Genomic DNA, 19,314 nt, shown 5'->3' on the forward strand with positions numbered 1-19,314 from the left:
TACGTTGGCGCTTTCGCGTCTTTGTAAAGTTGCTGTCATTGTTCTTATGATTGCTTAATGTTCGTTAATAATTTGGTAGGTCGAAGTACCTACATTCATAAGATTAGAGTAAAGATTGAGATTTGTAAACAATATTTAATTAACTTTTGTTTATTAATGTAAACAGTATATATAAACATTTCTGATTTTAGATTATTTGCAGGTTTTTGGATGTGAGCGATCGCTCATTACATATTTATTTAGTAGAGACGGGAAATTTCACGTCTCTACATGCCATATCAGCCAGGAGGCCATGCCATAGGTCTTCCTCCCAGGATATGCAGATGCAGATGGTAAACAGTTTGACCACCGTCGTCACCAGTATTGATCACGACGCGATAGCCATTTGTTAATCCAGCTTGTTCGGCGACTTTTTGAGCAGTTAACAAAAGATGCCCTAAAAGCGCTTGGTCTCCTGGTTCGGCTTCAGTTAATTTCGGGATGGGTTTTTTAGGAATAACCAGGATATGAACAGGTGCTTGGGGATTAACATCTGTGAAGGCTAACGCTAAATCATCCTCATAGACAATATTGGCTGGGATTTCCCGACGAATGATTTTGCCAAAAATTGTGTCTTGGTTTGTCATGTGTAATTTGTTATTTGTCATTTGCCAATTGTCAATGATAAGACAAAGGACAAAGCACTAGTAACAAAGGAAATTAAAGACTATGCTTGCTAGAGTCTGGAGTGGAGCCATTGTAGGCATAGATGCCGTTAAAGTCGGCGTAGAAGTTGATGTTTCTGGTGGTTTACCAGGAATAGTTGTATTGGGATTACCAGATGCAGCAGTACAAGAAAGTAAGGAAAGGGTAAAGGCTACTCTCAAAAATTCCGGCTTCGCCTTTCCAATGCGAAAAATAGTGATTAATCTCACACCTGCGGATTTACGTAAAGAAGGCCCTTGTTTTGATTTACCGATTAGTGTGGGAATTTTGGCTGCTTCTGAACAAATTAAGACTGAGTTATTAGAGAATTATCTTTTCTTAGGTGAAGTTTCACTTGATGGCAGTTTACGCCCAGTAGTTGGAGTCTTGCCTATTGCTGCTGCTGCCAACAAGATGGGAATTACAGGTTTAGTTATACCTGCGGATAATGCTCAAGAAGCTGCTGTGGTCAAGGGATTGGCTGTTTATGCTTTTCAAAATCTGGCAGATGTAGCTGATTTTTTAACTAATCCAGGGCGTTACCAACCTGTAAAGTTAGATGAAAATGTAGAGACGCGCCATGGCGCGTCTCTACAAGCTGATTTAAAAGATGTCAAAGCTCAGGCTCACGCCCGTCGAGCCTTGGAAATTGCTGCGGCTGGTGGTCACAATTTAATTTTTGTGGGGCCACCAGGAAGTGGTAAAACGATGCTAGCAAGACGCTTATCGGGGATTTTGCCGCCATTGAGTTTTGCAGAAGCTTTGGAGGTGACACGCATTCACTCGGTGGCTGGTTTATTAAAAAATAGAGGTTCTTTAGTACGCGATCGCCCTTTTCGTAGTCCCCACCACTCCGCATCTGGCCCATCTCTCGTCGGTGGCGGTACGTTTCCCCGTCCTGGAGAAATTTCTTTATCACATCTAGGCGTACTTTTCCTAGATGAGTTAACAGAATTTAAACGTGATGTCTTGGAATTCCTGCGTCAGCCTTTGGAAGATGGCTTTGTGACAATTTCGCGAACGAAACAATCTGTAATGTTTCCGGCTCAGTTTACTTTAGTGGCAAGTACCAATCCCTGCCCCTGTGGCTATTACGGTGATACTATTCAACAGTGTACCTGTTCGCCACGCCAAAGAGAACAATACTGGGCAAAGCTTTCTGGCCCGTTGATGGATCGGATTGATTTACAAGTGGCGGTGAATCGTTTGAAGCCAGAGGAAATTACCCAACAACCGACGGGAGAATCTTCAACAATAGTTAGAGAACGAGTACAACAAGCACGCGATCGCGCATCTGCAAGATTTAAAGATGAATCTCATCTACGTTGTAACGCCCAGATGCAAAGTGGCCATTTACCGAAATGGTGCAAACTAGATGATGCTAGCCGTAACTTATTAGAAAGCGCAATCAAAAAATTAGGTTTATCAGCCAGAGCAAGCGATCGCATTCTCAAAGTAGCACGTACAATTGCTGATTTAGCAGGAGATGAGAACTTACAAGCTCATCATGTCGCAGAAGCAATACAGTACCGCACGATAGATAGAATGCAGTAAGTAAATTTAGACATCAGAGTCATCGTAAATCCACATGGGTTCTACACTACACGCCTTTTGAAAGCCGCATTCTTGATAGAAATCCACAGCATCTTGAACCGCAAGCAGAACCTGCTGATGATAACCTACGTAGTGACTCTGGAGTGCTTTTATGATACGTCGTCCTATACCCCTGCGCTGAAAAGCTGGTCGCACCAATAAGTGTGGATAGTATACAACTAACGCTCTATCTGAAATAGCATTGCCCAATCCTACAAGAGTTTCGCTATACCATGCAGAAATCACCGTATGTGAGTTGGCAAGTGCAGTGAGAAGTTGATCAGGTTTTGCAGCTGAAGACCAGCCACACTCTTGATATAGTTCGAGTACCTGGTTGCGAGGAAGGATTGCATGATCACGAAATTCTACTTCTGCATCACCCATGCTTCACCTAGCAAATCAGAAGATCAGCTTTATTGTATTGCAAAGCGATCGCATGATTATGCTTTAATTGACACTCCCTTCGGGAAGCAAGCTACAGCAAGCATCGTAATAATCACCGAACCGCCTTGCTTTTTCAAATAAGGCACAGCATATTTAACTGTTAAAAATGTTCTTGTCAGATTGACGTTGATAGTTTTACTTTGGAAGGAGAGTTAGGGGGGGATCAAAAATTGCCCAAAGTCATAGTCATATTACTTTTAAAACAACCTCTAATCAAGTTTTTTTCAAGCTTTTAACTACTTAACATGAAAGTCCCGGATTTCTCACAACATCTCTCAAACCCTTATAAGAACTAGATTTATAAATTTCACACTGTGCTAAAAATCTTAACCTCTAAAAAAGCTCAAAACGCTCTGTCGGTAAAGATTCTAAGATAGGCGATCGCAACCCTTGTGAGAAATGGACCAAAGTTATAGTATTATTCCTACCTCTACTAGCATGAATAAATTTATTACTTTTGGTAGAAACTGAATTTATTTTCTCTTGATTATGATTTTATTAAAACAATCTCAAAGTAGAATTTATATAGCAATCACTCAGTCATTCGTGAACGAAAAGATCCCCGACTTCTCGGAGAAGTCGGGGATCTGACCTCTCAATTTTCCGATAAATTTCCATATAAAAATATATTTATTTTTCATTTTTAATATCATAAGGAAAAACACACATGAAACGCAAAATACTGACAATCAGTTTACTTGCCTGTACTCTAAGTATGCTTACAGCTACTACTGTCAAAGCTGAAACTAAAAACCAGGCTAATACAACTGGAACTGCTAGTACATATAAAGCCGGACCTTGGCAACCTGTAGCAAGATTTGATAATCCTCAAGGCTTTGTCAAAGTCCAAATATTAAATAAAACAAAAACACCCTTGCAATATAGTTTGTCAACTGGCGATGCATTGAATGCACAAATTCCTGTGGGAGGGATTGCTACGCTGACAACTAATTCTCTTCCTAGTTATGTTTTAATTTATAACCAAAACCAAGCTCCGTTAAAGTATAACGTCACAGCCCAAGGTAATTCAGCGATTGTTACAGTTGAGCAAGCTAGCACAACGACTGGTGCAGGAGATACCACACTTAATTTACAGCAAAGTGGAGGAATTTACGTTTATTAGAGTTAATTGGTGATTAATTGATCACTCAATTAGTATTCATCCAAACTTCAGATATATTATTTGTGTTTATCTTTTGTTTCTCGCCTTCACTGGTGTTTTTAAACAGTACTGTAAAAGCACCTGCTCCCAAACCAACTTGAGGAAACATTCGATAACAAGGTATTGTAGCCAAATGCGACTGATATTCTTTTAAATGACTAACTTCTACTGCTTGAAACTGAGGAAATTTTCTTAATAACCATTCACAAACTTCTTCATTTTCTTCTGGTGAATAAGTACAAGTCATATAAGCAAGATAGCCTTGTGGTGCGACAATCTGAGCAGAGTTAGCAATAATGCGTTTTTGTCGATTCGCGCTTTTATTAATAGCACTAGGATGAAAACATCCTGGTGCTTTTTCACCTTTTGCTAACAAAGATTGTCCAGTACAGGGTGCATCGACTATCACCAAATCACTAGATAAAGGTATGCTTTCTGCAAAAATACTAGAATCTCTATTGACAACTATAGATGAATTAATGTGACAACGCTTTAAATTAGAAATTAACATTCCCAAGCGTTTACCAATTACTTCATTACTAATAAGTAACTTTGGTTGCAACAGTTTCCAAGCAAAAATACTTTTACCACCTGGTGCAGCACACATATCAAAAATAACCTGAATTGGTTGAGTAATTTCTAATAAAATTGAAGCTGCAAATACAGAAGAAAAATCTAAACAGTAGAAATATCCCTGTTCATGTAGTGAATTTTGACCGGGTTTGGTTCCTAAAGATAAACGATCTATAAAAGATGGTTGCCAATTTATAGATGTTTCTACTACAAAAGGTAAAATCTCTGGTTTTTCTTGACACCAGAGTATGCAGGGTAAAAAAGGTTTGGGATTAATTAAAGCTTCGACAAACTTTTCTTGATTTTCTAAGTTTTCAAATAAACGCTTACTAACTTTTAGTAATAAGTTTGACGGTATTTTCATAAAGTTATGCTAGTAAATTTATAGCTGCAAAATTATAGAGAAAATTGTCTGATAGGAACAATTTATGATTAGCAGATAATTTAAAAATAAAAATATATTGAGATGACGATCGCCAGATTATTACTCAACATAGAGGCATTGTCATGGTATTTGATAATTTTCGCCGCAAGTTACGTCAAGAAGCATTATTGTGGTGGGATGAAGGCGTGATCGATGCTTTACAGTACAAACACCTCGCCGAACGCTATCAATTTCATCAGCAGGAAATAGCCCAAAGCGATCGCTTTGTTTTTATCCTGATTGCAGTGGGATGCATTTTGTCTGGTTTAGGTATAATCACCTTCGTTGCAGCCAACTGGCAAATATGGTCAAAAACAATAAAATTCACGTTACTACTGATTTTGTTTTTAGCAATTAATATTACTGGTTTTTCTCTTTGGAAGCAACCAAATCAACTTAGCATAGTAGGGAAGCAACCACGACATAAAAATCAATCACTAGGAAATGGGTTGCTGATGTTAGGCGCTTTGATTTTAGGTGCAAATATTGCGTTGTCAGCACAAATATTTCACATGAGTATTTCCGATTGTGAAATATTTCTCTGTTGGGGGTTTACGGTTTTATTCATGGCTTATAGTCTACGTCTAGCTTCCTTGGGAACACTAGGAATTATTTTAATCCAAATAGGATATTGGACAGGATTATCCGCAGGTGAGTTACAAAATCATTTTATTTGGGCGCATTTAGTAGTAAAACATATGCCCTTACTATCAGCAATAATTTTTATCCCCCTAGCCTACAGATGTAAATCTCAGTGGATTTTTACTTTAGGTGCGATCGCATTAGTTACTTCCTTGCAATTCAATCTTAAATCTTGGGAATTTATCCAATATTCTGATTCTTTAGCTTGGATTCCAGCTATTGCATTTACTTTACCACCAGCACTGTTGTGGAGTTATGATGATTTGCTATTTCCCAGAATCAATATTAGAGATTTTCAACCTATATCTAGGATGCTAGCTCTAATATTTTTCAGCATCCTATTTTATTTTCTCTCTTTTCATTGGTGGTGGAAATTTTCTCCCCAAAAAGCATCTTTGATAAATTCTTATTCCATCTTAGATGTGATATTTCTTTGTAGTTTAGCAGCTTGGCAATGGTATTATTTACTGACGCGAAAAAGTAAGCATCGCCGCACTATAGAACCAAGCACAATTGTATTTGCTGGTTGTATTTGCATCACTGGTTTCATCACCTTTTGGCATCAAAATATTAGTCCCATTCCAAATATCGCTGTTTTTGTCTTCAATTTACTGTTAGCAATTTTTGCCTTGGGAATAATTAGATTAGCACTGACAGCAGGTGAGAAAAGCGCTTTTTGGGGTGGGATAGTTCTATTAGCACTGCAAATTACAAGTAGATTGCTGGAATACAACACAGATTTATTATTGAAATCTTCTGTATTTCTAGGATGCGGTATTGGTGTTATTATTGCTGGAGTTTGGTTTGAACAACAATTTTTTCGAGACACGTAAATAGGTGGAGCATCCCAATTTTTTCAATATTCCGCAAAGGGTTTAAACCCTTTGCTCATAGCACTCAAATAGATTAAGCAGTATGCTTCAGCATACTTTAGGTATGAGCCTGCGATTTCAATTGCAGGCGGTTTTTTTGAACTCTCAAATCCTAAACTGTTCCCTGTTCCCAATCCCCAATCCCCATTCCCTGTTCCTTTTAAATTCATTTAACTTTTTCTAACAAAACACAGCTAACAGAAATATTTCTGAAAAGCCACAAAGCATATCGAAGAGAATCGAACCATCTTAAGGGTTGGTAAATAGGTAAAATCAGTCGAATGAACATTGCAAGTGCATATAGTGTAGGTGGAGTAGTAGTTGATTTGACTAAATAACCTCCTTCAACGATTTCTCCAGTGACAATTTTGAAATCAGGAAAAAGATTGCTCAATTCTTCAATGTTCGGTCGAAACATTGTATCTATAGGATCGCGATGGTAAGGATATTTATAGGGAACTGTAACAAAGATATAGCCACCGTTAGGAATAATAGAACTGATAATTTTACAAATTTCCTCTCGATTTGTGAGATGTTCTAGTAAGTTAGAACACAATACAGATTTAATATTCATTTCTGAAAGTTTTTGTAAAAAAACAGGGTCACATAAATTCCCTACCAAATCAACGCCTACATCATTTTTCATGTCAGTATGAATTACAGAGTACTCCTTTTCTCTGACTGGTTTGAACAACAGTTCATCAATCCAAGGTTGTTCTTGTTCTCTAAATTTCTTGTTTGAACTACCAATATTTAGCATAGGGAATACACTGTTTGGCTCTAGAGAATAAATAATATTTGATAACCATTTAGCTTCTTCTCTGAACATAGTGATTTTATGGACTGTAATTGAGAGCATCCTAACTCGGATTTCTCACAAGTGGGTGGGGAGTGTGGGGAGTGTGAGAAATCCGGGCTAAATATTTAAAAATAACTGTAGGTTGAGTTGAGACTTTGCGTTCCCTTACCGCAGGGTAGAGGGTTCCGAAGGTAGAGTTACCCAACTTTTCAAGATAGTGCTAGTTTGGACTGAGCTAAAAGCTTAAACCTTTTTCAACCCATCGAACTCACGTTAAATATGAGTCAAGAATTAACACAGCAGTGGTTAACTGAAGTCCAAGCGCTGAAACAGCAGATAGCACATTTGCAACAAGAACGGGATGCTGCTTGGGAAAGTTCTGAAAAATGGCGAAAACTCTATAACACTGAAGCAGAACAACGCCGTACAGATGCTCAACTCTCCAAACAGACGATCGCATCATTGCAAGCCCAAATTCAACGCTTACAAGGTATAGAAGCAGTACAACTCAATGATGGTGCAGCTACAGCAGCTATTCAGCAAGCAGTAGCCCCAATTCAATCAATAGAGGAATTAAAAGCTAAATTAGTTGCTGCGATCAAAGAACGCGATCGCATACAACAGGCGTTGAAAAATGAACAAGACGAACACGCCCAAACTCGTAAAAGCCTGACTACCGCTTTAGGTGATGCGATTGATAGCTTAACGCGTCAGCGTGCAGCAACAGGAGAACAATCAGAGAAGGAAAAATAGAATATTTCTGACAGTTCTGCGATTTTTGCATAATATATATACGAAAACTACATATAGAGGTTTTATATTCTTCACCTATGGCAGGAGAATATTAAGCAGTGAATCTTAGCTTTGATGAATATAAAGCTTTGGAAACGTCTATTTTCAACTTTGTTCAACAAGCTACTAGAACTCAAATGCAAAACTCTTTGGCATTACCGATAGAAAACCAAATTCTGTGTTTCTACAAAAACACAACTGGTCAGATTCAAATTATTCGCATCTCAAATATTGCTCACTCTTACTTCGAGCAAGTTGTTTTTCCTGGGGAACAAATGCTGTTTGAAGCTTTTCCCCAAGCAGAGTTAGAAATTCATATGGATAGTACAACAGGTGCAACCTTAACCAATAAAATTCTTTGTTCCAATTTACAAGTTTATGGCTGATTTTACATGCCTTTGTCAGGAGTTATACAAACGGTGCGATCATATAGTGCGCCCAAACATACGAAACACCTGTCAGCACAAGAGTTTATCTAGCGATCGCGGTTCTGGCAGAACTACTAAATTGATGCAATATTAAATCAAATCTGCGTAAATCCTGGGCGCGACAAAAACCAATTTACGGCATTTTGGAGAGCTACCCTCAGAGAAGACTGAGGTAAACCCAATTCTTGCACAGCCTTGGAAGCGTCATAGAACATAGTTTGCGTGGCCATACGCACACCATCTAGGGGAACAGATGGTGTTTTTCCTAAAGAAGCCAGAATTTTTTCATCAAACCAGGCTACACTCAGGGGTATGTAAGCAGGTATAGCTTTTTGCGGGGATTGTAAACCTGTAATCTCAGCAAGTTGATCGAGTAGTTGTTTGAGCGTCAGGTTTTGGTGTCCTAAAATATAGCGATCGCCTGATTTACCTTTTTGTAAAGCGAGCAAATGTCCCTTCGCCACATCTTGCACATCAATAAAATTTAGCCCTGTGTGCATATAAAAAGGCATTTGTCGTCGCAAAAACCGTACAATAATATCTCCTGTGGGCGTTGGCTTGATATCCCAAGCCCCGATTGGGCTACTAGGATTGACTATAACTACATCCTGACCACTTTGAGCTGCTTGCATTGCTTCTTGTTCAGCCCAAAACTTAGACTTTTTGTAGTGACCAACCAGTTTTTCTACAGGACTTTGATAAGTTTCATCTACAACTTTACCACGAGGCCCCGCTCCAATAGCCGCTACGGAACTAGTGTAAACCGTTCTAGCAATATCAGCTTTCTTGGCAGCTGCTAGAACGTTGCGCGTACCCAGAACATTATGATCATAAAGTGCTTCTCGGTCTTTGTGCCAAAGAGAATAGTGAGCAGCAACATGAAAAAGATACTGACAACCCCGCATTTGCTGCCATAATTCTGGGTAATTTAAATCACCCTTAACCAGTTCCACATCGAGATTTTGAAGATTGTCAAGTTGGCTACTAGGACGCACTAACGCCCTGACAGTATATCCTTCTGCTAAAAGTAACCGCACCAAATTTGCACCGACAAAACCAGTACCACCTGTAACAAATACACGCATTAATTTATCTCTCTCTTACGGTAGCGAGGAAACCAATCATCGAGCAAAGCATACACGACCGGTACAACAATTAAACTCAGAATGGTAGAACTCACCAACCCACCAGCGATCGCCACAGCCATAGGCGATCGCAATTCCGAACCTGCTCCCAAACCCAAGGCGATGGGTAGCATACCTAAAATTGTCGATGCAGTGGTCATCATAATTGGGCGCAGGCGCACTGGTCCAGCTTGGAGAATCGCCTCTGTACGGTTTAAGCCGGAGTCTCGTAACTGGTTAATGTAGTCTACAATCAGAATGGCATTTTTGTTAGCTAGACCCAGTAAAAAGACAAAGCCAATCAGTGAGATCATGCCAAAGTCACTTTTAGTGACCACTAGCGCCACCATAGCCCCTACTAATGCTAAAGGTAGAGAAATGCCAATGACCACCGGATCAACCCAACTCCGGAATAGAGCAATCAGTACAACGATAATACACAATGCTGACAACGCCAGAGTAGTGCCAAAACTGCGGAAAACTTCGCCACTGCGCTCAGAGTCACCCGCTAAATCCAAAGTTACACCAGCAGGTATAATAGTTTTGGCCTCAGCTACGAACTGATCAGTAGCATCACCTAAAGATAAATCTTTGCCAAGATTAGCGCTAATATAAGCAACTCGTTGATTATTCAAACGTTCGATGTGGGAAACTTTTTCCTGAGCATTTGTTGTACCTGTAACTGTGACATCAGCAAATCCTGGTAATTTTTGCATCCGTTGTTGGATGGTTTGGGCAGTTTTACTTAGGCTGTTGAGATCGTTACCCTTTAATGCTACTTCTAAAGGTTTTTGAGTACCAGAGTCCACAAATTGGATATCTTCAACGCTAATATTCACACCTTCTAGTTTGGGTAAATCGGAACGAAATTGATCTTGTAATTCTGAAGTTTTGATCGTGTGGTCATTTTTGAGTTTGACGTAAAGCCTACCTTTATTTGGTTCCCCCTCGCGCGTACCAACGACAGTAAATACTGTCTCGACTTCTGGTGATTTTCTCACTACTTCCTCTAGTTTCTTACCTACCTCAAGAGAGTTATTCAAGATGGTTGTGATCGGGGATTGGGAGGGGAGAAGAGATGAGACTGATTCGGAGACAGGAATACGAGGTGAGGTGGAAAGTTCGGAAACAAAATTCCCCGTATCTTCTGCTCCTTGTCCCAGTTCTGAGAAATTCGGTAAGGTTGTGGTATAAACTATATTGAATTCACCTCGATCTAGTTTGGGAATAAACCCTTTGGGAACTAGGGGAATCAAGGCTATACCTGCAACAAAACTCAGCACGGCTAAACCTATGACTATGGCACGATGGTTAAGTGACCAATGCAGCAACTTTCGGTAAGCTTGGGCAAAATTCGCCCATTTTCTTCCTTCGCGATGTCTAGAATCTGAAGGCTTGGGTTTGAGCCAATAACTAGCTAAAACTGGTGATAAAGTCCGAGCAATTAACAAAGAAGCTAGCATGGCTGCGGAAACAGTGATCCCAAAGGGCTTGAAAAATTGCCCAATGACTCCACCCATTAAACCTATAGGTAGAAACACGGCAACTGCTGTAAAAGTTGCTGCTGTCACTGTCAAGCCAATCTCATTCGTAGCTAAAGAAGCAGCTTGTCGGGGATGTTCCCCGTCCTCGATGTGCCGCATAATGTTTTCGACATCAACGATCGCATCATCAACAATACTGCCAATTACCAAAGCTAGAGCCAATAGTGTAATTGTCTCTAGGTTGAAGCCAAACATGGCCATGACAATAAAAGTTGCTAACAAAGATATGGGAATCGCCAATGCAGAAATTAAAGTTGCTCGCCAATTCCACAAAAACGGAAAAATTACGATTATTGCCAAGACTATGGCTTCATATAAAGCGTCTATAGTAGCATCGGTGGCTTTGCGGATATACTTTGCTTGCGTAGCAGCCAGGGTAAGTTTAACATCGCTGAACCTAGAACGTAGCTTTTGCACCTCGTTCTCCACTTGGGAAACCACTTCCAAGGTGTTAGCATTACCACGTTTGATCACCTGCATCGCCAGAGCATCTTTAGCGTTGAATCTGACTAATGTTGCTCCTTGTTGAGTAACATCAGTGGTGTTTGGGTCAGATGTTGCTGAGGAAGATGTCGCAGGAGCGCCCAAAAGCGCTACTTTTAATACTCCTGGTTGTTTGGCGATCGCTGGGATAATTTGCTCGTTAGTCAACTTAGTCAGTTCTGTTAAACTTCGCGATGGACTTTCAATGGCGTAACTAACAGCAGCCGACTCATTCAGTCTAATGGGAATAATATTAAAAGATGAACTCTGTGGTAAAGATGCTTGTTTAAGTTCTGTTTCTACTCTTTCACTAGACTTTTCCAGATCAGTACCAACAGCAAAAGACAAACTTACAACTGTTTGACCAGGATATGTGGAGGAACGAATTTCATCAAGTCCTTCTAAATAATTGAGGCGCTGTTCTATGGGTTGAGTGAGCTTTGCTTCTGTATCCAAAGCAGTCGAGAGCACAGTTGTAGCATTTACCACGACTACGGGAAAGGTAATATCTGGAAACAAAGCATACTTGAGGGAACTAAAAGCTAGTATTCCCGCGATCATCACAGCTAACCAAAAACTCACCGTCAGTCGGGGATGTTGAATCGCTAATTTAGAGATATTGAAGCGCTCACGCAGAGAATGAGAGCGATTAGGCTTTACCATGATGACTGAGATTATTGAGACTATTGCTTGTTTTTGATTTTAGTTGTAATGACATATATTTAGCCTAGCACCACACAAACGAAGCAACTTGACGCAGGATGGCTTCGCTACGGTGTAGGAGTTCAAAAATTACGCCTTTTACGCCAAAATGTAATCCGTGTAATTTCCATAATGCCTGTTACTAAATTTCAATCACCGTCGGAGCTTGAGTGAAAAGTATCAATGAATCAAATATCCATCCAAGCAGTCCTAGTTTGTCAAGGCGCAGAGTACCAAGCTGTGTGCCGAGGTTTCAGACGTGTCAGTGGTTATAAACCCCTGGTGATTCCTGTACCTGTAGGTGTTAAGCCTGGATACACATACTTGCAAAAAAGTCAAGAAATAAAAGAAATTCTGAATAATCCACAATCCAAAGTGTTAGTCATGGGTTTGTGTGGCAGTCTCCAACCCCGCTATCAAGTAGGGGATATTGTACTCTACGCAGATTGTATTCATCAGAAAAACACTGGTGAGATTTTGGTGTCTGAGTGTGATTCAACTTTGACGGCATCTTTACAGCATAAGTTGCAAGAAAAAGCTGGTGTTGTCAAAGCATTAACAAGCGATCGCATGATTTGGTTGAGTAGTGAAAAACGCCATCTCGGTCAAATGTTAGCAGCCGATGTTGTGGACATGGAAGGATATGCTGTTTTGGAATTTTTCAAATCAACTGGACTAGGGGTGGGAATGGTGCGGGTAGTAAGTGACGGATGCGATCGCAATTTACCTAACCTAAATTCAACACTGAATTCTGATGGTTCCCTTCAGCCTTTATCTTTAGCTATAGCTATGCTGAAACAACCCATTGCTGCAACTAGATTGATTCGAGGTGCTTTGCAGGGATTGCAAGTATTAGAGGAAGTAACAACTTGTTTATTTCATAAAACCGAATAATTGTTTCGGGAGTCGCTTGACTTTTAAGACAGTTGTTTGTCCTTGATTCTCAATCAAAACCTTAAACCGACACCACCTTGCAAAGAGAAAGTTGTACCCCCACCCCGCAAAGCGTCAAAGCCAATAATGGCATTACCAAAAAGCACAGTATTGCTATTAGGTACAACATAATCAATACCTGGCTGCAAGGCAAAGCTAATTTTATTACCAACAGGTGAAGGTGTATCACCACCAGCAAAAATTAACCCAGCTCCTAAATAAACGTCAGTTTGCCAATTTAGCGGAAAATCATAAGAAACTGTTGGTACGATCGCTATATTATTAGCCAAAAAAGCTTGAGCACGAAAGGAAACTGGTGTTTCCAAAAGTTTGTAACGGAAGGCTACAACCCCACCAATTTGAGTACCATCTGCAAAACCAACCGCAGGTCCAATACCCACGTAACTACCATAGGCTGCTTGAGCATGTGCTGGTTGGGTAAATTGGCTCAAACTCAAAATTGAACTAGCCACAGCCACAAACACAGATATTAAATACTTAAGACGCTCCATTTACCGACTTTCCTCACACTGATTTTTGTTGGTGTTGTAACAAGTCAAAATTCAAAATAAAGAATCTTTTGACTTTTGACTTGTTTTGTCCTCAATCCTACGGACACCGGGGATGAATACCACCTTGAGTACAAATGTAAGCTAATTGTTTGGGATCTAAATTTCTTACTTGGCTAAAATCCACTCCTTTAACTACAGCAGATTGTGAACCTGTGGACGGAGTTTGGACAAATTGATCGGCTGGATCTTGTTTTGGAGGTAAGAAAATAGCGCCTTGGAAATCAGCTTCTGTGAGATTTGCTCCCCGTAAATCAGCAAGACTCAAATCGGCGTTCCGGAAGTTGACGCCTGTTAGATTAGCAGAACGCAAATTAGCATTGGTTAAGCGAGTTGCACTGAGGTTGGCGTTGCTGAGATCTGCACGTTGCAAATTTGCTCCTGATAAGTCTGCTGCTTGCCAATCAGTTTTGCTCAAGTTGGCAAAGGGTAATTGTGTACCAATAGCAATGACACGACCCAAGCGAGCAGCATATAAATCAGCATCATTAAATACAGCTTCGCTCAAATCTGCACCGGTAAGGCTGGCATTTTCTAAAACTGCACCACTGACATCGGCTCCCATTAACTGAGCGCTACTCAAATTGGCGCCAACTAGACGTGCATGAGATAATTTCGCTCCTTTTAAGTTAGCGCGGCTAAAATCTGTACCTACCATCAAGACACGGCTGAGATTAGCTTCGCTGAGATTGGCTTGTTTAAGTTGAGCGCCATTTAAATTTGCAATCCAATCATCGAAGGTATCCCAGCGTCCATCGTCACCTACTCCCCGGAAGCTACTACCTTTGAGACTAGCAAAGGAAAGATTTGCTCCTTTGAAATTGACTCCTGAGAGATCAGCTTTATCTAGTGCCAAGTTAAATATAGGACGATCTGCGGCACCGTATTGAAATAATTGAATGCGGCTGAGGTCGAGATCGTTAACTTTAGCGCTATTAACTGCAATAATTTTGTTAATTGCCTGCTGATTATTCTGCAAGCGTTTCTGTCGCAATTCCCGTTCGGGAGATGGATTGGTGGTTGATTCTAAATCTTCAGCCAAAGACTGATTCATGCGTTTTAAATCAGGAATGGCTGAGAGACCGATATTTGTCAAAGCCCGCTCTATTGTCTCGATTTGGCTAGGGTCAGTTTCTTTAGCCAAAAGTTCTACAAGGTATTTGGTAGCTTGGGGGTCATTGAGAGTACCCATTGCCAAAATAGCATTACGGCGATCTGCATTGCCCAGGCCAGAGTTAGGACTCAATTGCTTAATCAGAGCAAGAAACTGTTGGCTATTACGCTGTTCGGATAGTCGTTTATTCTGCTGAGTCTGGATGTATACTTGAGTACCTACTAGAGTTGTCAATACACCAGCCATACTCAACAGTGCGATCGCCAGCAGGGTCATACTTGGATTACGTTGCAACCATTGCCAAGGATTAGCAGGTGGTTGCGTCCTGTCTGTGATCACAACTGAAGCGATCGCAGCTTCTTCATCTCCTGTTTCTGTCCACTGAGTCTGCTTTTGCTCCTCTAACTGCGCCGTGAGCGGTTGATTTGCGTCTATGGCGTAAGTACCTGCAATCACGTCATGGAGTGCGCGCCTTTTTCGCAATGGTAAGCCTCTGGCTTCTAAGAGCATCATTAAACCAGACAAAACAGTGAAAACACCTAAGTTGGGAAAAGTTGGGCTGTTGCGCCAAAGCATATAAGCTACAGATAAACTCAGAGTCCACCGCCCAATAACTTCTCGCATTAAAACAGCCCCCACACCAGGAGGCTTACCCTGAGAATTGACAACTCGCACACCAAACCAGCGCTTGGGAAGGTTGCTACCTGTTTTTGCTAGTAGAAGCAATTGCCAAGCAGAAAGTGTCAGGGGCGCTAGTATTGCTACTGTCCACAAAAAATTTGTCGGCCATGCAACATTACGAGTGCCGTAGCTTACAGGCAGAGCTAGGGGACGAGAAACTTCTCTTTCTGTTACAATCAATACAGGATTCAGTGGCACTCGGTTGAGGTCGGTTCTAGTGTTAAGATATGCACCAAGGCTAAAAGGAACCAACCCACTGATCACTACTAGCGTCATTTCCGTTGCCCAAGCAGCTACACGCCTAGTAGCTAAAGGCAGTATTTTTGGTTTACCTGGTTCATTTGACTTACTGGAACTAGATTGATCATTACTTCTCCTCACAATTGGGGTTGCCATCGCAATATTTCCCTTGAACTTTTATATATATGCCGCTTTAGGCGTGTCAAAATATACTATTTGTTGCGTTGTGAACTACTAGACACAATAAATTTGTATCCAAAATAAACTAGTCCTGCCAACAGTGCCAAACTAATTGCAGCAGCAACAAATTTAAACAATGCTTGCACCACAGCCAAGCCTAATAAAACACCGACACTACCAATAACTATTTTTCCTGTTCCAGATAGGGTATTAAACCAATTCGACAATTGCCGTAATTGTGAATTTACACTGGAAAAACTCGGCACAGACGACTGATCAACTTGTTGTGACTTGGTTTTTTTCTCAGAAGACGAATCAATTTCCGCCTCCAGTTTGCTCAGACGTTTTTGTAAGTCTTCTTCAGGTTGAGGATTCATATTTTTTGACCTCAGCTAGTAAACTAATTCAACTAAACCCCAAATATATCTGATCATTAACTGTTGTCTTAGTGATTTTAGCGAATGTTATTGCTCGATCAGAAGGCGATCGCCAATGACAGTAGGCAAAAGTTAAAAAGCTTATACTATTTAACCTTTGTACTTAATCGTTAATTATTTAATTAGGGCTTGCTGTAACGTCATAGTATATCTTTTTCAGCTACTTGGATTTAAGTAATTAATGAAAAATTATACCAATATTCTTTCGGAACAAAAGTGAATTTGCGGTCGTCTATAAATTCAGAATATTATGTATGAATATCGCTCTTGATTAGTCATGAGCAAATAACATCATCAATTATGAACACGTATAAATTATTGAATATTTTGTCATCTGTTCTAGCATTAACAGCAAGTTTGCTACTCAGTAATGCTAAATCTGTAATGGCAGATATGGTGACTATTAATCCTGATTTCCAACCAGATCCAATGGTTCTAAATGGTAAGTCTGGCGGTTCAAAACCCAGTGATTGCGGTAACATTGCTGCTACACCCAATCAAGTTATTGAAGTTACAAAACCAATACCTTACTTAAAACTTGCAGTCACAAGCGACGGTAAACCAACTTTGTTAGTCGAAGGGCCTGGTGGACGTTTTTGTGTTTTACCAGATAATTATTCTGGAGACAAACCAGAAATTTCCGGTTTTTGGCAAGCTGGTAAATACGTTTTGTACGTTGGGGAACTAGTCGATGGAGAACATACATATACCCTTTCAATTTCCCAACAGAAAAATTAGTAATTGTCAATGGTCATTTGTCATTTGTTGTTCTCCCCATCTCCCTTGTCTAGTTTGTCTCTCCTACCGTTCTTCTCAATTTTTAATTTTTAATTGTTTTGTCTCCCCCTCACTTTTTGGGTGTGATATCGCCAAATTTTATTAGCAGTGCGATCGCAATACTTACAGCCAAAATTAACACCATACTCAAAGCTGAACCAAATCCCCAATTTTGGGTAGCGCCAAGGAACTGGTTGTAAACTAGTCGTGCTGCTGTGCTACTGGAAGCACCACCTAGTAATTCTGGGTTGATAAAATCTCCTAAAGCAGTAATGAATACTAAAAAAGAAGCTGCTGCTATACCAGTGAGAGTTTGGGGTACGGTAACTTTCCAAAAAGTTTCTACAGGATTTGCACCCAAGTCAGCTGCTGCTTCTAAAAAACGTTTGTCTAATTTTTCTAGAGATGCGTATAAAATTAACACCATGTAGGGTAATAAACTGTAAGTCATACCAATTAAGACAGCAGGACTGCGGTTAAGCAAATCTACAGTCGGTAAGCCTACACTATTTAATACTGTGTTTAATAAACCTGTGGGACGTAAAATCGCAATCCAAGCGTAAGTACGAAGTAAAGAAGAAGTCCATAAGGGTAAAATAAAACCGATTAAAAGCAAATTTCGCCAGCGCTTTGGTACGATCTGCGCGATCCAATAAGCGACAGGAAAACCCAAGATCAAACATATAACTGTAGTTCCAATTGCAAAAGATAGCGATCGCCTAATCACTCGCAGATACAAAGGATCAAACAGTCGAATATAGTTATCAAAACCACTAGGAATAACTAAATCACCTGGTCGAATTCCAGGTACTAAACTTAATTCTAAAATCAACAACGTTGGCAATACTAGCAGGAGCAATAACCAAATTCCAGAGGGTGCGAGTAATGCAAAAGGTTGCAACCAGTTTAAATTTGGACGCCATTTCGGAACTGGGGTAAGTTCATCACCTGTGGAATCAATTTGAGAAGAAGGAATTTGAGTAGACACGGTTATAAATTTATAAATTTATAAATTATAAATTCTGAATTTACGCACTAGTTAATGCAGTCCAATAGCGATCATATACTTCTTCAAGTTTTCCCAGAGGTGTAATGCGTTCACACTTTTCTAGTATTGACTCTGGAGGAAATATATTAGGATCATTTTTGATTTTTTTTGGTAATAACTCAAAAGCTGCTTGACTCGATGTCGTCACCCAAAGACGTTGGCTAATTCGTGCTGCTACTTCGGGTTGAAAAATAAAATTTATCCAAGCATAAGCTGCATCAATATTGGGAGCTGTAGTTGGAATTACTATTGTATCTGTCCAGAGTGAAGAACCACTTTTGGGAACCACATATTTAAATTTAGGATTTTCTTGAGTAATTTTCACCGCATCTGATGAATAACACATTGATAATAATAAATCTCCCGCCAAGATTTGATTGCGCCAAGCATCTGTATCAAAGGCTGCGATCGCAGGTTTGAGAATTTGCAATTTTTCATAAGCTTGTTTAATTTCACTTTCATTTTTAGAATTATAAGAATACCCCAGCATCTTCAACACACCCCCCATCACTTCCCTAACGTCGTTTAACAAAGTGATTTTTTTGTTGAGTTGCTGTTGATTTTGCCAAAGATAGTCCCAATCTTCAGGTGGATTTTTGAGAATTTCTGAATTATAAATTAAACCTGTTGTTCCCCAATTGAATGCTATGCTGTAGCGATTGTTGGGGTCATAGCTAGGATTTTTAAAGCGGGTAAATAAATTATCTAAGCCAATCAAGCGTTGATGATTTAGTTCGATTAATAAACCCTTATCTGCCATTTTTTGCACCATGTAATCAGAAGGGTAAATTACACTATAAGTTCCGCCACCAGCTGCTTGTAATTTATTGAGCATGACTTCGTTAGAATCATACACATCTGTAAATACTTTGATACCAGTTTCAGAATTGAAAGTTTTAAATAATTCTTGATCTACATATTGTGTCCAAGTATAGATATCCAATTGATCGCGGAAACCTTTATTATTAGAGTTAGCTCGCACCTCAGCGAGTCTCCAACCACAACTAGTTAAACATAAGCTAGAAAGGAATGCTAAATGTTTTAAAAATAGCCGTCTTTTAGTCATTAA

General features: G+C 39.9%; 18 protein-coding genes and 1 pseudogene. 7 read left to right on the forward strand and 12 right to left on the reverse strand.

Going from position 1 to position 19,314, the window contains the following annotated elements; translation table 11 throughout:
• Window positions 1-278: 278 nt before the first annotated feature.
• Entirely contained in the window at window positions 279-626 is a 348-nt protein-coding gene (locus AC5JMK_RS12800) for a histidine triad nucleotide-binding protein (protein WP_495910278.1), read from the reverse strand.
• A gap of 82 nt (window positions 627-708) precedes the next feature.
• Here AC5JMK_RS12800 and AC5JMK_RS12805 point away from each other — a divergent pair, with 82 nt between their 5' ends.
• Window positions 709-2,238 (forward strand): YifB family Mg chelatase-like AAA ATPase, encoded by a 1,530-nt coding sequence (locus AC5JMK_RS12805; RefSeq protein ID WP_096673437.1) that lies wholly within the window; start codon window positions 709-711, stop codon window positions 2,236-2,238.
• Window positions 2,239-2,244: 6 nt separating this feature from the next.
• Here the strand turns inward: AC5JMK_RS12805 and AC5JMK_RS12810 are convergent, their stop codons facing one another.
• Complete coding sequence (locus AC5JMK_RS12810) at window positions 2,245-2,661, reverse strand: GNAT family N-acetyltransferase (protein WP_096673435.1); 417 nt, start codon at window positions 2,659-2,661, stop codon at window positions 2,245-2,247.
• Window positions 2,662-2,765: 104 nt separating this feature from the next.
• Window positions 2,766-2,861: pseudogene (locus AC5JMK_RS12815) on the reverse strand (3-oxoacyl-[acyl-carrier-protein] reductase); the annotation flags it as partial.
• Between the two features lie 527 nt (window positions 2,862-3,388).
• On the opposite strand from AC5JMK_RS12815, the gene AC5JMK_RS12820 reads away from it, so the two are divergent.
• The gene (locus AC5JMK_RS12820) at window positions 3,389-3,844 is read left to right on the forward strand and encodes a hypothetical protein (RefSeq protein WP_096673433.1); all 456 of its coding nucleotides are present in this window, start codon (window positions 3,389-3,391) and stop codon (window positions 3,842-3,844) included.
• 25 nt (window positions 3,845-3,869) lie between these two features.
• Here AC5JMK_RS12820 and AC5JMK_RS12825 read toward each other — a convergent pair whose 3' ends face one another.
• On the reverse strand, window positions 3,870-4,820 hold the full coding sequence (locus AC5JMK_RS12825; protein ID WP_096673431.1) for an RsmB/NOP family class I SAM-dependent RNA methyltransferase: 951 nt from the start codon (window positions 4,818-4,820) through the stop codon (window positions 3,870-3,872).
• A gap of 143 nt (window positions 4,821-4,963) precedes the next feature.
• On the opposite strand from AC5JMK_RS12825, the gene AC5JMK_RS12830 reads away from it, so the two are divergent.
• Window positions 4,964-6,355 carry a DUF2157 domain-containing protein gene (locus tag AC5JMK_RS12830; RefSeq protein WP_495910259.1) on the forward strand — a complete coding sequence of 464 codons (1,392 nt, stop codon included), beginning with the start codon at window positions 4,964-4,966 and terminating at the stop codon, window positions 6,353-6,355.
• 205 nt (window positions 6,356-6,560) lie between these two features.
• Here AC5JMK_RS12830 and AC5JMK_RS12835 read toward each other — a convergent pair whose 3' ends face one another.
• Window positions 6,561-7,223, reverse strand: coding sequence for a methyltransferase type 11 (locus tag AC5JMK_RS12835; protein WP_495910260.1), 663 nt, complete (start codon window positions 7,221-7,223; stop codon window positions 6,561-6,563).
• A 249-nt stretch (window positions 7,224-7,472) separates the two neighbouring features.
• Between AC5JMK_RS12835 and AC5JMK_RS12840 the strand changes: the two genes are divergently transcribed.
• Window positions 7,473-7,946 carry a hypothetical protein gene (locus AC5JMK_RS12840; protein WP_096673426.1) on the forward strand — a complete coding sequence of 158 codons (474 nt, stop codon included), beginning with the start codon at window positions 7,473-7,475 and terminating at the stop codon, window positions 7,944-7,946.
• A gap of 98 nt (window positions 7,947-8,044) precedes the next feature.
• A complete protein-coding gene (locus AC5JMK_RS12845) occupies window positions 8,045-8,371 on the forward strand; it encodes a DUF1830 domain-containing protein (RefSeq protein ID WP_495910261.1) in 327 nt (108 codons plus the stop codon).
• A 137-nt stretch (window positions 8,372-8,508) separates the two neighbouring features.
• Here AC5JMK_RS12845 and hpnA read toward each other — a convergent pair whose 3' ends face one another.
• Window positions 8,509-9,498: a hopanoid-associated sugar epimerase gene (gene hpnA, locus AC5JMK_RS12850; protein ID WP_495910262.1), complete on the reverse strand. Its 990-nt coding sequence runs from the start codon at window positions 9,496-9,498 to the stop codon at window positions 8,509-8,511.
• Window positions 9,498-12,227 (reverse strand): efflux RND transporter permease subunit, encoded by a 2,730-nt coding sequence (locus tag AC5JMK_RS12855; protein WP_495910263.1) that lies wholly within the window; start codon window positions 12,225-12,227, stop codon window positions 9,498-9,500. Before AC5JMK_RS12855 ends, hpnA begins: the two co-directional genes overlap by 1 nt.
• Window positions 12,228-12,449: 222 nt before the next feature.
• Between AC5JMK_RS12855 and AC5JMK_RS12860 the strand changes: the two genes are divergently transcribed.
• Window positions 12,450-13,160: a 5'-methylthioadenosine/S-adenosylhomocysteine nucleosidase family protein gene (locus AC5JMK_RS12860; protein WP_495910264.1), complete on the forward strand. Its 711-nt coding sequence runs from the start codon at window positions 12,450-12,452 to the stop codon at window positions 13,158-13,160.
• Window positions 13,161-13,213: 53 nt separating this feature from the next.
• Here AC5JMK_RS12860 and AC5JMK_RS12865 read toward each other — a convergent pair whose 3' ends face one another.
• From AC5JMK_RS12865 to AC5JMK_RS12875, 3 genes are all read right to left on the reverse strand, one after another.
• A complete protein-coding gene (locus tag AC5JMK_RS12865; protein ID WP_096673415.1) occupies window positions 13,214-13,711 on the reverse strand; it encodes a hypothetical protein in 498 nt (165 codons plus the stop codon).
• A 97-nt stretch (window positions 13,712-13,808) separates the two neighbouring features.
• The gene (locus tag AC5JMK_RS12870; RefSeq protein ID WP_096673413.1) at window positions 13,809-15,959 is read right to left on the reverse strand and encodes a pentapeptide repeat-containing protein; all 2,151 of its coding nucleotides are present in this window, start codon (window positions 15,957-15,959) and stop codon (window positions 13,809-13,811) included.
• A gap of 56 nt (window positions 15,960-16,015) precedes the next feature.
• Window positions 16,016-16,360: a hypothetical protein gene (locus AC5JMK_RS12875; protein WP_096673411.1), complete on the reverse strand. Its 345-nt coding sequence runs from the start codon at window positions 16,358-16,360 to the stop codon at window positions 16,016-16,018.
• Window positions 16,361-16,720: 360 nt separating this feature from the next.
• Here AC5JMK_RS12875 and AC5JMK_RS12880 point away from each other — a divergent pair, with 360 nt between their 5' ends.
• Complete coding sequence (locus AC5JMK_RS12880; RefSeq protein WP_096673409.1) at window positions 16,721-17,158, forward strand: hypothetical protein; 438 nt, start codon at window positions 16,721-16,723, stop codon at window positions 17,156-17,158.
• Window positions 17,159-17,267: 109 nt separating this feature from the next.
• Here AC5JMK_RS12880 and AC5JMK_RS12885 read toward each other — a convergent pair whose 3' ends face one another.
• Together AC5JMK_RS12885 and AC5JMK_RS12890 are read right to left on the reverse strand one after the other, a co-directional pair.
• Window positions 17,268-18,185, reverse strand: a complete 918-nt coding sequence (locus AC5JMK_RS12885) for an ABC transporter permease (RefSeq protein WP_495910265.1) — start codon at window positions 18,183-18,185, stop codon at window positions 17,268-17,270.
• A gap of 40 nt (window positions 18,186-18,225) precedes the next feature.
• Window positions 18,226-19,311, reverse strand: coding sequence for a polyamine ABC transporter substrate-binding protein (locus AC5JMK_RS12890; protein ID WP_096673405.1), 1,086 nt, complete (start codon window positions 19,309-19,311; stop codon window positions 18,226-18,228).
• Window positions 19,312-19,314 lie beyond the last annotated feature (3 nt).

This window comes from Pelatocladus sp. (genome assembly GCF_059505505.1).

Coding starts and splice junctions, on each gene's coding strand:
- AC5JMK_RS12800 (WP_495910278.1), bottom strand. CDS start 626: ATGACAAACCAAGACACAATTTTTGGCAAAATCATTCGTCGGGAAATC.
- AC5JMK_RS12805 (WP_096673437.1), top strand. CDS start 709: ATGCTTGCTAGAGTCTGGAGTGGAGCCATTGTAGGCATAGATGCCGTT.
- AC5JMK_RS12810 (WP_096673435.1), bottom strand. CDS start 2,661: ATGGGTGATGCAGAAGTAGAATTTCGTGATCATGCAATCCTTCCTCGC.
- AC5JMK_RS12820 (WP_096673433.1), top strand. CDS start 3,389: ATGAAACGCAAAATACTGACAATCAGTTTACTTGCCTGTACTCTAAGT.
- AC5JMK_RS12825 (WP_096673431.1), bottom strand. CDS start 4,820: ATGAAAATACCGTCAAACTTATTACTAAAAGTTAGTAAGCGTTTATTT.
- AC5JMK_RS12830 (WP_495910259.1), top strand. CDS start 4,964: ATGGTATTTGATAATTTTCGCCGCAAGTTACGTCAAGAAGCATTATTG.
- AC5JMK_RS12835 (WP_495910260.1), bottom strand. CDS start 7,223: ATGTTCAGAGAAGAAGCTAAATGGTTATCAAATATTATTTATTCTCTA.
- AC5JMK_RS12840 (WP_096673426.1), top strand. CDS start 7,473: ATGAGTCAAGAATTAACACAGCAGTGGTTAACTGAAGTCCAAGCGCTG.
- hpnA (WP_495910262.1), bottom strand. CDS start 9,498: ATGCGTGTATTTGTTACAGGTGGTACTGGTTTTGTCGGTGCAAATTTG.
- AC5JMK_RS12855 (WP_495910263.1), bottom strand. CDS start 12,227: ATGGTAAAGCCTAATCGCTCTCATTCTCTGCGTGAGCGCTTCAATATC.
- AC5JMK_RS12860 (WP_495910264.1), top strand. CDS start 12,450: ATGAATCAAATATCCATCCAAGCAGTCCTAGTTTGTCAAGGCGCAGAG.
- AC5JMK_RS12865 (WP_096673415.1), bottom strand. CDS start 13,711: ATGGAGCGTCTTAAGTATTTAATATCTGTGTTTGTGGCTGTGGCTAGT.
- AC5JMK_RS12870 (WP_096673413.1), bottom strand. CDS start 15,959: ATGGCAACCCCAATTGTGAGGAGAAGTAATGATCAATCTAGTTCCAGT.
- AC5JMK_RS12875 (WP_096673411.1), bottom strand. CDS start 16,360: ATGAATCCTCAACCTGAAGAAGACTTACAAAAACGTCTGAGCAAACTG.
- AC5JMK_RS12880 (WP_096673409.1), top strand. CDS start 16,721: ATGAACACGTATAAATTATTGAATATTTTGTCATCTGTTCTAGCATTA.
- AC5JMK_RS12890 (WP_096673405.1), bottom strand. CDS start 19,311: ATGACTAAAAGACGGCTATTTTTAAAACATTTAGCATTCCTTTCTAGC.